Origin of the sequence: Marinoscillum sp. 108, assembly GCF_902506655.1 — a bacterium.
GTDB classification, from domain to species: domain Bacteria; phylum Bacteroidota; class Bacteroidia; order Cytophagales; family Cyclobacteriaceae; genus Marinoscillum; species Marinoscillum luteum.
The window spans coordinates 1,444,092-1,457,911 of sequence record NZ_LR734808.1 but is presented as its reverse complement, the minus strand read 5'-3'; the positions used below and the strand labels follow the sequence as shown (position 1 = coordinate 1,457,911).

At 46.7% G+C, this 13,820-nt stretch carries 11 protein-coding genes; 4 read left to right on the top strand and 7 right to left on the bottom strand.

Annotation, left to right across the window (positions count from 1 at the left end; translation table 11 throughout):
• Nucleotides 1–30: 30 nt before the first annotated feature.
• The 4 genes from GV030_RS06075 to GV030_RS06060 all read right to left on the bottom strand — a co-directional run bounded on the left by GV030_RS06075 (nucleotide 31) and on the right by GV030_RS06060 (nucleotide 5,759).
• A complete protein-coding gene (locus GV030_RS06075; protein WP_159580800.1) occupies nucleotides 31–699 on the bottom strand; it encodes a DUF4159 domain-containing protein in 669 nt (222 codons plus the stop codon).
• A gap of 102 nt (nucleotides 700–801) precedes the next feature.
• A complete protein-coding gene (locus GV030_RS06070; RefSeq protein WP_159580798.1) occupies nucleotides 802–1,452 on the bottom strand; it encodes an HAD family phosphatase in 651 nt (216 codons plus the stop codon).
• Complete coding sequence (gene pafA / locus GV030_RS06065) at nucleotides 1,449–3,068, bottom strand: alkaline phosphatase PafA (protein ID WP_159580796.1); 1,620 nt, start codon at nucleotides 3,066–3,068, stop codon at nucleotides 1,449–1,451. Before pafA ends, GV030_RS06070 begins: the two co-directional genes overlap by 4 nt.
• A gap of 66 nt (nucleotides 3,069–3,134) precedes the next feature.
• Nucleotides 3,135–5,759 carry a glucosidase gene (locus GV030_RS06060; protein WP_159580794.1) on the bottom strand — a complete coding sequence of 875 codons (2,625 nt, stop codon included), beginning with the start codon at nucleotides 5,757–5,759 and terminating at the stop codon, nucleotides 3,135–3,137.
• A gap of 100 nt (nucleotides 5,760–5,859) precedes the next feature.
• Between GV030_RS06060 and guaA the strand changes: the two genes are divergently transcribed.
• From guaA to hemL, 3 genes are read left to right on the top strand one after another with little or no spacing between them, the layout of a single operon-like run.
• Entirely contained in the window at nucleotides 5,860–7,386 is a 1,527-nt protein-coding gene (gene guaA / locus GV030_RS06055; RefSeq protein ID WP_159580792.1) for a glutamine-hydrolyzing GMP synthase, read from the top strand.
• 28 nt (nucleotides 7,387–7,414) lie between these two features.
• On the top strand, nucleotides 7,415–9,274 hold the full coding sequence (locus tag GV030_RS06050) for an ABC transporter substrate-binding protein (protein WP_159580790.1): 1,860 nt from the start codon (nucleotides 7,415–7,417) through the stop codon (nucleotides 9,272–9,274).
• Entirely contained in the window at nucleotides 9,264–10,556 is a 1,293-nt protein-coding gene (hemL, locus tag GV030_RS06045) for a glutamate-1-semialdehyde 2,1-aminomutase (RefSeq protein WP_159580788.1), read from the top strand. The genes GV030_RS06050 and hemL overlap by 11 nt, the downstream gene beginning before the upstream one ends.
• 1 nt (nucleotide 10,557) lies before the next feature.
• On the opposite strand, the gene GV030_RS06040 is transcribed toward hemL, so the two are convergent.
• Nucleotides 10,558–10,800 (bottom strand): hypothetical protein, encoded by a 243-nt coding sequence (locus GV030_RS06040; RefSeq protein ID WP_159580786.1) that lies wholly within the window; start codon nucleotides 10,798–10,800, stop codon nucleotides 10,558–10,560.
• A gap of 38 nt (nucleotides 10,801–10,838) precedes the next feature.
• A complete protein-coding gene (locus tag GV030_RS06035; protein WP_159580784.1) occupies nucleotides 10,839–11,795 on the bottom strand; it encodes a glycosyltransferase family 2 protein in 957 nt (318 codons plus the stop codon).
• Nucleotides 11,796–11,846: 51 nt separating this feature from the next.
• On the opposite strand from GV030_RS06035, the gene GV030_RS06030 reads away from it, so the two are divergent.
• Nucleotides 11,847–12,035, top strand: a complete 189-nt coding sequence (locus GV030_RS06030) for a Lacal_2735 family protein (RefSeq protein WP_159580782.1) — start codon at nucleotides 11,847–11,849, stop codon at nucleotides 12,033–12,035.
• Here GV030_RS06030 and GV030_RS06025 read toward each other — a convergent pair.
• Nucleotides 12,025–13,818 (bottom strand): hypothetical protein, encoded by a 1,794-nt coding sequence (locus GV030_RS06025; RefSeq protein ID WP_159580780.1) that lies wholly within the window; start codon nucleotides 13,816–13,818, stop codon nucleotides 12,025–12,027. The two genes, GV030_RS06030 and GV030_RS06025, sit on opposite strands and share 11 nt — an antisense overlap.
• Nucleotides 13,819–13,820: the final 2 nt, after the last annotated feature.

Genomic DNA, 13,820 nt, shown 5'->3' with positions numbered 1-13,820 from the left:
AATATAACTGTTTTGTAAGATTATTTAGGTTTAGTTCTCCGTCGTAAACACATAACTGATGATGTTGGCACCCATTTTTAGTGCCTTCAGTCGTACCTCCTGGGGGTCGTTGTAGATGACCTGATCTTCCCAGCCGTTGCCCAGATCGCTCTCATAGGAATAGAAACATACGAGGCGACCCTCATAGAAAAGACCAAACCCCTGAGCAGGTTTACCGTCATGTTCATGGATTTTAGGAAGCCCTTCCGGGAAATCATACTTCTGATGGTAGATGGGATGGTCAAATGGCAGCTCCACAAAGTTGAGGTTTGGAAATACTTTACTCATTTCCAGCCGAATGTACGGATCCAGGCCGTAGTTGTCATCAATGTGCAGGAACCCACCTGATGTAAGATAGTTTCGCAGGTTTTCTGCTTGCTGACTGCTAAAAACCGCATTGCCGTGCCCGGTCATATACACATATGGAAACAAAAACAGGTCAGGGCTCCCCACTTCCACAATTTCTTCTTCACTGGCAATGTCAGTCTTCAGATGTTCATTGCAGTAGGAGATTAGATTGGGCAATGCCGTTTTGTTGGCATACCAGTCTCCACCGCCATCGTATTTTAGCTTGGCTACTCTGAGTGTTTGTGCTTCTACAGTCACTGCAGCTAGTAGTATCAGGCAGAAGCAAAGGTTTTTTAAAATGGAATTCAGCATATGAGGGCAGAATTTACTCAAATGAGGAGTTATCACCATTCACCACAACACTTTTTTAGGTGTAAAGCCCTTTTCCGATATCAAATAATTTGTAGGAATCTCTTACACTCCGAGTAGGGCTTCCACCTGTTCCCACTTCAGTTGCGAGAAGTCATCGATGATAAGGTCAGCAGAGAGCTCTTCCCGCCCGTGTGAAGTGGCCAGCGCAATCACTTTGGCGCCAGCTCTTTGACCCGCTTTGATGCCTGAAAGAGCGTCTTCAAATACAATACACTTCTGAGGCTCCCTTTTGATCATCTCCGCGCACTTCAGGTAAACTTCCGGTTCCGGTTTTCCTTTAGTGACCATACTGTCATCTACTACACCCACAAAGTACTTTCGTAAATCGAGTCCATCCAGGGTGAAAACCACATTCTCTTTGGGAGCGGAAGTACCTACTACCATAGGAATGTTTTTGGATTTAGCAAGTTCCAGGAATGGTATCAACCCTTTGGTAGCCTCTCGGTGTTCAGCATAGAGCTCCCGATAGATGGCTTCCTTCTCCAGCCCAACACTGAGTGCCTGACTTTTATCCAGTTCACCATCGAAGATGATTTCCATCAGCTCCATCAGCGTGCGTCCGTTCATCTTTTCCCGATAGTACTTCCGGGTAATTTTCACATTGTACTTTTTGGCCAGTTTTTGCCAGGCCAGATAATGGTATTCATTGTTGTGCACAATGACACCATCCATATCAAATATCAGTCCGATCATTCAAAAATCTCTTCTATGGGTGCGCCTGTCACGGCGGCATTTGGAATGGAAATATTCAATAACATCGCCAGCGTAGGGGCAATGTCGGTAATGTAGGTTTTCTCTACTGTGGCGCCTTTTTTGATACCGGCCCCAAAAAACAGCAGTGGTACATGGGTGTCATACGAGTATCCGGTACCATGTGAGGAGCCCTTAAGCCCGTAGGTATTGGTGAGGTAGCCAGGTTTCATAAACAAGAGTACGTCTCCGGAGAGTTTGCGGTTATAACCATTTTGCAAATTACTTCGCATCGGATCTGTGTAGTCAAAAGTGTCCATACTCGTGGCAGTGAAAGTTTCCGCTACGGCGGGAATTTTCATCGCCGCTTCGGCAAATGCTTTTTGGATCGCTTCCAGTTCCAGTCCTGCCGAGTCGATCAGATCCCGGTTCAGAAAAATCTGATCATTTGACGTACTGAGTATATAATCACCCAAACTTTGTGCGGCCTCTGCGAAAATCTCCTTTACCTCATCGGTATCGATGTACCCACCGGGGAGTCCATTGTCCAGCAAAAACTGAGGGTTAGCTACCACTCCGTGATCTGCCGTAAGAAAAACCATGTATTCACCAACGCCTATTTTCTTATCAAGATAAGTCAGGAAGTCCCCAAGGTCTTTGTCAAGTCTCAGATAGGTGTCTTCCACCTCCACCGAGTTGGGTCCGAAGTTGTGCCCTACGTAATCTGTAGAGGACAGACTGACCGACAGAAAATCCGTAATTTGGTCAGTACCAAGCTGCTCTCCCTCGATCGAAGCTTTGGCCAAATCGAGTACCAGAGAGTTACCAAAAGGAGTAGAACGGATCAGTCCGTAAGGTCCATTTGATTCTCTGAGTACCTTGAGGTCATAAGGAAAAGTGGGAGTTTCTTTGCCTTTGAATCCATTCTCATAGGAGTTGTCATCAGGAGTGCTTTCAGTGTACTCAGCTATTGGTATGAGGGTATTCCAGGTTTGGTTGGAGTATTTATCTACCAGCTTCTTTTGGTTAAAATTCACCAACCATTGAGGGAGGGCATCCATGTAAAAGTCTGAAGTCATAAACTCACCGGTCCGAGAATCATACCAATACGCGCCATCGGGGGCATGCCCGGCAGGCAGAACTGCTCCACGGTCTTTGATGGAAACTCCCACCACTTTGGATCTGAAGTTGGTGGTTAGCTTGAGTTCATCAGTGATGGTATTTACTATCAGGTTTTTTGGGGATATTTTACCACTTAGTGCACTTCCACCCACACTACTTGCGGAGGTGTCTCCCACACAATAGACCGACCGGCCGAGTACCCGGCTGTACCAGTCGTTGCCAATGATGCCATGATAGCGCGGGGTAGTACCCGTGTAAATGGAGGCATGACCAGGTGCGGTGTAGGTAGGTATATAATTATAGTGATTGTTTCTGGCTTCAAATCCATCTCTGATCATTCTCTTAAATCCGTCGTTGCCATATTTGGATTCAAATCGCTGAAGGTACTCATGTCGCATCTGGTCTACGACTATCCCTACGACCAGCTTTGGCTTTTTGGCCTGGCCAATTGCGCTAAGGGAGGGTAAGAGAAAAAGGATCAGAATGAGTTTTCGCATCGGCTCTTTTTTGGGTACAAAACTAGGAAGCTCGTATTACTTATGGGTGATTACAGAGTTAAATGTTTAATTATGATATCGATGAATGAGTTCGGCCACCAGACCAGTCCATCCGGTCTGGTGCGAGGCTCCAAGTCCTTCACCGGTATCACCATTGAAATATTCGTAGAACAAAATGTAGTCTTTGAAATGCGGATCAGTTTGAAATTTCTTATTTCCGGCATAGACCGGGCGTTCCCCATTTTCATCTTTCATGAAAATTTTCATGAGCCGCAAACAAATTTCGCGGGTCACCTCCAGTAGGGTGTGCTTCACGCCACTGCCTATCGGAAATTCTACCAGGTAGTCTTTTCCGTAGTAGTGTGAATATTTCAATAGGGACTCCAAAATAAGGTAATTGACAGGAAACCAGATCGGGCCACGCCAGTTGGAGTTGCCTCCAAAGAAGGAAGAGTCGGACTCTCCCGGTAAGTAGGCCACTTCCAGTTTCTGACCATCTATTTCCAGTTGGTATGGATTCTTAAGGTGGAATTTCGAGAGGGCCCGGATGCCATACTTAGAAAGAAATTCCTCTTCGTCTGACATTCGTTCAATGATCCTTTTCATTCTGAAACCCCGTAGGATACTCAGCAGACGGTGTTCGCCTTCTCCCGGTTCTTCCCATCGGGCCACCAGTGAGGCTAGTTTCGGGCGTTCTTTCAGGAAGAAATCCAGTCGTTCTCTAAACTCCGGCAACCGGCTATAAACCTCAGTTCGAAGAATTTCGATTGCAAACAGAGGGATCAGGCCCACCATGGAGCGTACTTTCATTCGCTGGTTGGGCTGATCAGGCGTATGCATTACATCGTAGTAGAAGTTGTCTTCATCATCCCACAGGTCTACATCCGTGTCTCCTATACTATTCATGGCCCCGGCGATGTAGAGGAAGTGTTCAAAAAACTTCACGGCCATATCCTGATAAACAGGATACTCCATGGACAGATCCAGAGAAATGCGCAGCATGTTCAGTGAGAACATGGCCATCCAGCTGGTACTGTCTGCCTGCTCCAGTCTGGCATCTTCCACCACAGGGTGATTTCTATCAAACACCCCAATATTGTCCAGTCCCAGGAAGCCGCCTTCAAATACGTTATTGCCTTCTTTGTCTTTCCGGTTTACCCACCAGGTGAAATTGATCGAGAGTTTATGAAATGCCCTTTGGAGAAAATCAAAATCGGGTTTCCCGGTAGTTTCCCGGTCGATCTGGAAAACGCGCAGCACGGCCCAGGCGTGTACCGGTGGATTCACGTCACTAAAATTCCACTCATAGGCCGGTATTTGACCATTGGGGTGGAGGTAGCGGTCTTTCAGCAGCAGAAGCAGCTGGTTTTTTGCAAAATCAGGATCGATCCTGGTGATGGGAATGCAATGAAAGGCAAGATCCCAGGCGGCGAACCAAGGATATTCCCATTTGTCTGGCATGGACAGTATATCATAGTTGTATACATGCTGCCAGTCCGAGTTTCGCCCATTCTTTCGGGAAGGCGAGGGTTTCATTCGTCCCGGATCCCCGTGTATCCAGTTTTTGATGTTGTAGTAATAAAACTGCTTGCTCCACATCATGCCTGCAAAGGCCTGGCGTTGTATATTTTTAAGGTCTTTGTCAATTACTTTGGACTGGATAGATCTGTAGAAACTATCCGCCTCAGCTTTGCGCTTGTTCAGAAGCTCCTGATAGTCCCCAAAGGGTAGACTCAAGGCCACGGATGACATCCTTATTTCTACTGTCTTAGAGCCCCCGGCGGGTACCATCACTTTATAATGAGCGGAGGACTTGGTGCCTTTCTTTTTGGGATTAAGGGTTTTTTTTCCGTTGATGATGTAATCATTGATTGCATCCTTGGGGTAGTTGGATTGCTTGTTGGGCACGCCATAGAGTCTCACCCGGTTGGTGGCATTGTCACAATACATCTGCTCTTTCACCTCTTCCCCGAAGTAGACATGATAGTCTCCAAGCAGGTGGTGTTTAATGAGCATTTCCGTGGGGCTTACCTCTGAAATTTCAGGGATATTGGAGTCCCTGCCAGAGGACCAGGTGTTGCGAAACCAGAAAGTTGGGAGCAGGGTCAGCTCTGCATCTTTATTACTTCTGTTATGCACTTCGGCTCTCAGCAAAAAGTCATCCGGGGCGCCTTTGGCGTATTCCAGAAAAATATCAAAATATTCGTCTTTGTCGAATACTCCGGTATCCAGGATTTCATATTCCCGCTGTTTCTTGGTTCTTTTCAGATTCTCTACGACCAAATCAGAGTAGGGGAACTCATTGATAGGATACTTATAGAGCATTTTCATATAAGAGTGTGTCGGCGTGCTGTCCAGGTAGAAGTAGAGTTCCTTGACATCTTCGCCATGATTGCCTTCATGGCCAGTGAGCCCAAACAATCGCTCTTTGAGGATTTTATCTTTCCCATTCCAGAAGGCCCAGGCAAAACAGATTCGCTGATCCGAATTACTAAATCCTCCGAGACCATCCTCGCCCCATCGGTAAGATTTGCTTCGGGCCTGATCATGGACGATACTTTCCCAGGCGTTACCAGATTCAGTATAATCTTCGCGCACAGTGGCCCATTGCCTTTCAGATAAATATGGACCCCATTCTTTCCAGGAAATACCCTTCCTACACTCTTCTAACCGTTTTTCTTCCTGTGTCATACGTCAATTTTCAGCGGGCTAATCAAAGTAAATTTGGGGATAATTCAAATCGAAGTAAAAAATCAATTTAGCGTTTGCTTGAATCTGCTAATTTTGCGGGATGACAGACAAGATTCTCATTCTGGACTTTGGTTCTCAATATACACAACTCATCGCTCGCAGGGTACGCGAGCTCGATGTTTATTGTGAAATTCATCCTTTTAATCACTTTCCCGATCCTGACGAATTTACCAAGGGAATCATCCTCTCAGGGAGTCCCTGTTCGGTTTTGGATGAAGGAGCTCCTGATCTGGACATCAAAGCCCTTGAGAAATATCCCATCCTGGGTATCTGCTATGGCGCTCAACTTCTCGCTCATAAGCACGGGGGTGAAGTGACCCGCTCAGAGCATCGGGAGTATGGCCGTGCCAAGCTGGCGCATATCAATGCACACTTTGATCTATTGAAAGAAGTGGAAATAGGAAGTCAGGTATGGATGTCTCATGGTGACACCATCACGCAACTGCCCGAAGATTTTCAGGTGATCGCCAATACGGAAAGTATACCCGTGGCAGCCTATAAGGTAGAAAATAAGCCTATTTATGGGATTCAGTTTCACCCTGAGGTGACTCATAGTCTGGATGGTAAAACACTCCTTCGAAATTTCGTGGTGCACATCTGCGGTGCCGCTCAGGACTGGACTGCTGATATTTTTGTGGAAAACACAGTACGTGGCCTTCAGGCCAAGCTAGGAGATGATAAAGTGGTGATGGGACTTTCCGGGGGGGTGGATTCTTCGGTGGCGGCCACACTGATTCATCAGGCCATTGGCAAGAACCTCTACTGCATATTTGTTGACAATGGCTTGCTTAGAAAAAATGAATTCGAGCAGGTGCTGGAGTCATATGAGGGTATGGGGCTGAATGTGAAGGGAGTGGATGCCAAAGAAGAATTTTATGAAGCATTGAAGGGGCTCACCGATCCGGAGGATAAAAGAAAAGCCATAGGCAGGGTATTTATAGAGACGTTTGACCGGGAGTCACATAAGATTAAAGATGTGAAATGGTTAGGGCAGGGAACCATCTACCCGGATGTGATTGAGTCTGTGTCTGTTAACGGACCGTCCGTAACGATCAAGTCCCACCACAATGTAGGTGGACTGCCTGAGAAAATGAACTTGAAAGTGGTGGAGCCACTCAACTTGCTTTTCAAAGACGAAGTGCGAAATGTAGGACGGGCACTGGAGATATCTAATAATATTTTAGGTCGGCATCCCTTCCCGGGGCCTGGTTTGGGGATCAGGATTCTTGGAGACATTACAGCGGAGAAGGTAAGAATACTTCAGGAAGTAGATGATATCTTTATCAGCGGCCTCAAAGAAGCCAACCTCTATGATCAGGTATGGCAGGCTGGTGCCATGTTGTTGCCTGTGCAATCGGTAGGAGTAATGGGTGACGAGCGTACCTATGAGCAGGTGGTGGCTTTGCGAGCAGTGGCCAGTCTTGATGGGATGACCGCTGACTGGGTTCACCTTCCGTACGAGTTTTTGGCCGAGGTGTCCAACAAAATAATCAATAAGGTGCGTGGCGTAAACAGAGTGGTGTACGATATTAGCAGCAAGCCGCCAGCGACCATCGAGTGGGAATAATTTTAATTGAATCTAAACCAGCGCTATTGTGAAGAAGTATTTGCTCTTATCCGGGATGTTATTGGTTTGTGTGTTTGCTTATGCTCAGCGTGAGCAGGCGGAATACCTGGAGGCCAAGCGTCTTTTCAACAATGCTCAATATAGTAGTGCAAAAGCGGCTTTCAGCGCCTTGTCACAGAGCGAGGTTTTTGGCAGACATGCGTCTTTCTATTTTGGCCTCTGCGCCTTTCAGCAAGAAGACTTTGCGGTAGCCAAAGACATGTGGCGCCAGGTACTCATCCAGTTTCCCACCTGGGATCAGAAACCGGAAGTGTTGTTTTGGCTGGCTTATGCCAATTTCATGACCGGGGATTTTAGCAGAGCACTGGAGTATTCGACTCAGCTGACAAGTGAAACCCTCAATACTGAGGACGAGGAGCGGATGATTGCTACTTTTATTTCACCGCTTGACCTTGCTGAGGTAGATTCTCTGTTTAGCGAATATCCCGATAGTAAGCCACTGGCGGAGGTGTTAGTGAAGAAACTGAATGCCGCTACCTATTCGGAGCGTGATATTCAGCGCATTGATGAGTTGGTTACGGAGTGGGGCTTTGATATTAACACCATCGCGGAGTATGAATTGCCCCTGGTGAGAAAGGAAGTGTACAATATAGCGGTGGTCATGCCCTTTCTCTATGAGTCACTGCAAAATACCTCGCTCATTACTCAGAACAGCCTGGTGATGGACATGTATCAGGGGATGCTGATGGCCGCTGAAGACCTGACAAAGAGAGGCGAGCCAGTGAATATCTTCCCCTATGATACCAAAAGGAAGGCATCAGCAACCAAAAAGATTCTGGAAAACAAAGGTTTTGAGAACACTGATCTGATCATAGGGCCGCTTTATCCTGAGCCTAATGCCTTGGTGGATCAATACTCCGTAGCGAATAAGATCAATAAATTCAATCCAATTTCTTCCAATTCGGAGGTGGTTGGGGACAATCCGTTTTCTTTTCTGATGCGTCCCAGCTATGAAACGATGGCCATGAAATGTGCTGAGTTTGCCATTGCTGAAAACAAGAACCCATATGCCATGATCTTCTATGAGCAGTCGGCCCGGGATTCTGTCTTTGCGGCAATATATAAGCAACAGCTGGAGGAAGCGGGATTTGAAGTGGTCCTTTTCCGCGAAATCACCAAGGATAATTCGCGTCAGCTTCTGGATACCTTGTGGGCGCAATATGATCAGTATCTGACCCAGGAAGAGGCAGATTCGATTCAGGAAATCAGAGGAAGGTTTGTCAAGAGCAGAAGGATTCGCAGGGATGAAATGGATAGAATGTCACGTAATCCTGATTTTGTGTTACCCATTAGTTATGACGATGATCAGAATCGGATTGTCTATTATGAGAAACTATTCCGAATTGCACCGGACAGTATCGGTCATATACTGGCAGCCACGCGAAGCAACCTTTTTGCCAATAACCTGATCAGTGCTGTGGAGACTCGCGGAGACAGTATCCGTCTTTACGGCTATGGTGATTGGCTGGACTTTACGATGCTCTCATTTAATCAGCTGGACAGGCTGGGTGTGGCTTTGAGCGATCCCGATTACAAGGATCGAAATAGTTTTTACTACCGCGATTTTCAGGAGCGGTTTATTGCCAAATACAAAACCAGGCCTTCGGTCAACCACCTGAGGGGGTATGAATTGGTTTATTTTGCAGGGCACATGATGCACCAATACGGTAAATACTTTCAGACCGATTTGCGGAGCGGCGTGTATAGAAAGGGGCGGATTTTTGAGGGGTTCAGGTACGGTGTGGCCAATGACAATCAGGTGGTACCAATGGTAAGGTTTAAAGACTCAAAATTAGAAGTAGTCAACAGGGAAATGTATGAAGATTGAAAAGAGTAAATCGCTTTTTAGCAGGGCAAAAAATTACATACCGGGTGGAGTTAATTCACCCGTTCGTGCTTTCAAGGCAGTAGGGGGAGATCCTATCTTTTTCAAGTCCGCCAAGGGAGCTCATATGATGGATGAGGATGGAAACTCATACATAGACATGATCAACTCGTGGGGTCCGATGATCCTTGGTCATGCCAACCCGCTGGTGGAGGAAGCCGTGATCAGGGCTATTCAAAGCTCACCTTCATTCGGGGCTCCGGGTGAGCGTGAGGTGTTGATAGCAGAGCTGATTTGTCAATTGGTGCCATCTATAGAGCGTGTCAGGATGGTAAACTCAGGAACTGAGGCCACCATGTCGGCTATCAGAGTGGCCAGGGGATACACCGGAAAAGATAAGTTCATCAAATTTGAAGGGTGCTATCATGGGCATGGAGACTCATTTTTGATTGCTGCCGGGAGCGGAGCCATGACCATGGGCACACCTGATAGCCCGGGAGTGACAGCTGGCACGACCAAAGACACCCTACTGGCACCTTATAACAACCTGGATGCAGTATGGGAAATTGTGAATAATCACAAAGGTGAAATAGCAGCGATCATTATAGAGCCTGTGGCTGGCAACATGGGCTGTGTATTACCTGTGGCAGGCTTCCTGGAAGGGCTTAGAGAAATATGCGATCAGGAAGGTATTGTCCTCATTTTTGATGAGGTGATGACCGGCTTCAGGTTGGCGCGCGGAGGTGCTCAGGAGCGGCTAGGGGTGATCCCGGACATGACTACCCTGGGCAAAATCATTGGTGGAGGACTGCCTGTGGGGGCCTACGGAGGCAAGAAAGAGATTATGGACTTTGTGTCACCACAGGGTCCGGTATACCAGGCCGGTACGCTATCAGGAAATCCGGTGGCCATGGCGGCAGGATATACGATGCTTCGGTACCTTAGTGATCATCAGGAAACTTATGGAAAGCTCGAGTCCAATACCAAGAGGATTGTTTCGGGCTATCGCGAGACCCTGGAGGTGCTTGGGTTGAATTATACCATCAACCAGATAGGGAGTATGTATAGCTTATTTTTCACGGATCAGCAGGTGGTGGATTTTGAGACCGCTAAGAGCTGCGATACCGCCCTGTTTGGGAGTTATTTCAATAAAATGCTTGAACAGGGTATATACCTGGCTCCGTCACAATTCGAAACTCTGTTTGTGTCTGCAGTGCTGTCTGATGATGACATTGATCAGATCATCCGTGCCAATGACGAGAGTCTGAAATCTCTGGTTGGTTGAGCTACTGCCCGTCGAGGGTTTGGTAGATGATTTCCCATTCCTCACTTAGACTAACAGTGGGGAATGGCTTATTGGCCCGGTGATACCAGTACCGGGCATTGGAGACATCACCTTCTTTGCGATGAAGAAAAGCATGAATCCATGCAGCTTCCGGGCTGGTTAGGTCCTGAATCAAGTCATGAGCCTGTTCCCAGTTTCCTTTTTGATCTTCGATGAGTGCTTGCAGGTAGATGGCGTTATTCATAGCTGGAATACTTTAAGAAGCTGTAAAGAACTAAAATCTCAGACATACCACCAATTTTTACCGGGCATCAGTCCCAGGTTCATTAGGTATTTTTCTAGTTGGTTCCGCTCTTTAGGGTCGGGATATACAGCCACTATGATCTGGGGGTTTTCCAGACTTTCTATTTTGCGATAGCTTTTCAGATCATGCCAGAGAAAGGGGATGCCATGATGGCTGAGAATATCTGTCGTTAGCTTCCCTTTTGGGTTTTTACCCCAAACTACCAGGTGGTTCGTTTGCAGGTCCATATCAATGAAATGCTTAATCTTCAATTCAAAAAATGCCTTTTGAGCATAGTGCTCTGACGTTCGGGAAGTGCGCATATTGTGTTCTCTCCACAGTAGCATGACCTCTGGAACGGTTTCTACCTTAAATCCGGCCTGATACCATTTGAGCGTTAGGTGGTAATCTTCTGGATACCGAAGGTTTTCGAATGCCTTGATCTCCTGTATTTCGGACCTTCGGGCGATCCAGTTGGGAGAAGCGATGACGCACTCACGATAGATGTTTTGCCACTGGGTGCCTGTGCGGTTTACCTGATTGATCCATTCTTGGTACTTCTGATAGCCAGCACTCACCGGTTGATCTGAGAAGTATTGTACCAAGCCTGTAACGACAGTTTTGGGCCCGGATGCTTCCAATAGTGTACTCATCTTTTCTAAGCGATTAGCTGGCATTATGTCATCAGCATCCATTCTGGACACGAATTTTCCTGTAGCCAATCTAAGGGCCTGCTGCAGTGCAGGAATGATGCCCATACCTATGTTTTGCAGCAACCGGATACGTGAGTCGTGGGCGCTAAATTCCTGGAGTATTTGATTACTGGAGTCTGTGGAGTGGTCATTTATAGCCAAGAGCTCCCAGTTGTCTGAGGTTTGATTTTGAATGCTTTGAATGGACTCTTTGAGGTATTTCTCAGCATTTTTTACAGGCATGATGATGGAGACTTTGCCCATTTTTAAAACATTTTGGTGGTCAGAGTGTTCTTTGTATAATCATAAAAAATCATGAATATATTCAATTTATTTAGTTCGAAACCCAAAAAGCAGCTCCTGCAAGATCGGTATGACAAGCTGATGGAGCGTGTATATGCGTTAGAAATGTCCAATTTAAAGGCTGCAGCGCTCACCCGTCGCAAGGCCCAGCGTGTTTTACTTCAGCTTGTGGAGCTGGAGAAAACGACAGCTAGTCAATAATTCCCATGTTTCTCATCAGCTGAGAGGCATTGAAACTACGACATACCCCTTTGCTGAGGTGATAATCAAAAATGATTCTATCTCCTTCAATTGAGCTGTTAAAGCTGTAATTTCTCACCTTTGGTTCTGTTTCTTCCAGTTGCCCGAGCGACAGGTCGTGGGTGGAGATGAGCCCGAAAGCTTCCGTTTTAGTAAGCTTCTTTACTAAGGCTACCGCTCCGGTATGCCTGTCCTGGGAGTTAGTTCCTTTTAGTATTTCGTCCAGTAGGAAAAAAACCACTTCTCCTCTTTTTGTCAGGTCCAGCAGTTGAGCGATTCTTTTGAGCTCAGCATAGAAGGAACTCGTATGCTCTTCCAAATTGTCTTTGGTCCGCATGCTGGTGAATATCCGACATGGGGTGAAAGTAAATGCTGATGCGAAGACGGGCGCACCTGCTCCGGCCAGCACCATGTTGATACCGAGTGTCCTTTGAAAAGTTGACTTGCCTGACATATTGGATCCTGTGATGATATCCACAGATCCTGAGCCGGAGATTTCATAATCATTGGTGACCATTTCTGCAGCCGAAACCAGCGGGTGTCCCATATCGGATGCTTTCAGACTTTGCTTTGCGAGAGTAACCTCAGGAAAAACATATTGTGGATTGGCGTGTGCGAAAGCAGCCGTGCTGATGAGACACTCCAGTTGATGAACCGCCTCCAGCCATTCGTTCATGTGGTCAGCGTTGGCCTTTTTCCACTTTAAGATATCCAGTAGTAAAAAGGCATCCAGGATCAGCAGAAAATCAGCAATCATATAGAACATGTTGCCCCTGGCACTGATGCGTAAAGTAAGGTTTGAAAGTTTTTTGATGGCCAAAGAGGCGCTATTGGGTGTGGTGAGTTGGGACTGCAAGTGGCACAGCTCTTCCGAGGTGAAAGTCTGTTTCTCCATTTCAGAGATCATGTGGCTGTACGTAGAAACCATGTAATGGGCTTTGTCAATGCCTGCGATCTGATGGTTAAGCTTTTTAATAACCAGTGCGAGCAAGCCCCCATTTAGAATGATAGAAATATAGATCACCTGATAGGGTAGCCACTGAAGAAGAATGCAGGCGCCAAGAGCCAGAGAAATAACTACAAGAATTATGGAGGCCATTTTCCAAAGGCTTTGTCGCAGCATCAGCTGCTTAGATGCCCAATGATAGAGATGAGAGGCGTTGGTGTGTGGGGCCTCTTTACTTTTCTGATTCACGGCCACCCGTGCAGCAGCCCTGAAATGCTGAAACCAATCCACTTTCTGACTTAATTCTCTTATGGCTTCCTGACGCCTTGTAATGGTCCGCGCCTCGGCCGGTTCTGATAGCCATTGAACGAGCATTTTTTCAGCATCGGGTAGGGCAGACCTGTTGAGGAGCTGAAACAGGGAGTGCTGCCCCAGTACATCCAGATCGGCCTGATAAGGGTGGTCTTTTTGGGCATACTCATCACCTGTCCTGAACCCCGAAAGGTGGAGGTTTAACCGGTCAATTTCTTCCCGATTGATCAAAATCAACTGGGTAAAAAAAGCTTTCTTTCCTTCGTGAAACTGATATCGAGTCACAAAAAAAATGAACCCAACAAGAGCCATAAACAGCAATGGTACAAACATCCAGTGGTCTTTATTAAGAAGGAGCACGAAACATACTGCTCCTGCCAAGAAGGTGATGGCTCTGAGGAGAGAATACCGCGTAGCCAGATCGCTATGTCGGGTGAATTGTTGCTCAAAATGGGTGATACGTCCTTGAAAAATAGCTGCGGGCATAT

Excerpts from the sequence above, each read along its gene's own strand:
- pafA (WP_159580796.1), bottom strand. The coding sequence starts at position 3,068 with ATGCGAAAACTCATTCTGATCCTTTTTCTCTTACCCTCCCTTAGCGCA.
- guaA (WP_159580792.1), top strand. The coding sequence starts at position 5,860 with ATGACAGACAAGATTCTCATTCTGGACTTTGGTTCTCAATATACACAA.
- GV030_RS06040 (WP_159580786.1), bottom strand. The coding sequence starts at position 10,800 with ATGAATAACGCCATCTACCTGCAAGCACTCATCGAAGATCAAAAAGGA.
- GV030_RS06075 (WP_159580800.1), bottom strand. The coding sequence starts at position 699 with ATGCTGAATTCCATTTTAAAAAACCTTTGCTTCTGCCTGATACTACTA.
- GV030_RS06060 (WP_159580794.1), bottom strand. The coding sequence starts at position 5,759 with ATGACACAGGAAGAAAAACGGTTAGAAGAGTGTAGGAAGGGTATTTCC.
- GV030_RS06035 (WP_159580784.1), bottom strand. The coding sequence starts at position 11,795 with ATGGGCAAAGTCTCCATCATCATGCCTGTAAAAAATGCTGAGAAATAC.
- GV030_RS06025 (WP_159580780.1), bottom strand. The coding sequence starts at position 13,818 with ATGCCCGCAGCTATTTTTCAAGGACGTATCACCCATTTTGAGCAACAA.
- GV030_RS06070 (WP_159580798.1), bottom strand. The coding sequence starts at position 1,452 with ATGATCGGACTGATATTTGATATGGATGGTGTCATTGTGCACAACAAT.
- hemL (WP_159580788.1), top strand. The coding sequence starts at position 9,264 with ATGAAGATTGAAAAGAGTAAATCGCTTTTTAGCAGGGCAAAAAATTAC.
- GV030_RS06030 (WP_159580782.1), top strand. The coding sequence starts at position 11,847 with ATGAATATATTCAATTTATTTAGTTCGAAACCCAAAAAGCAGCTCCTG.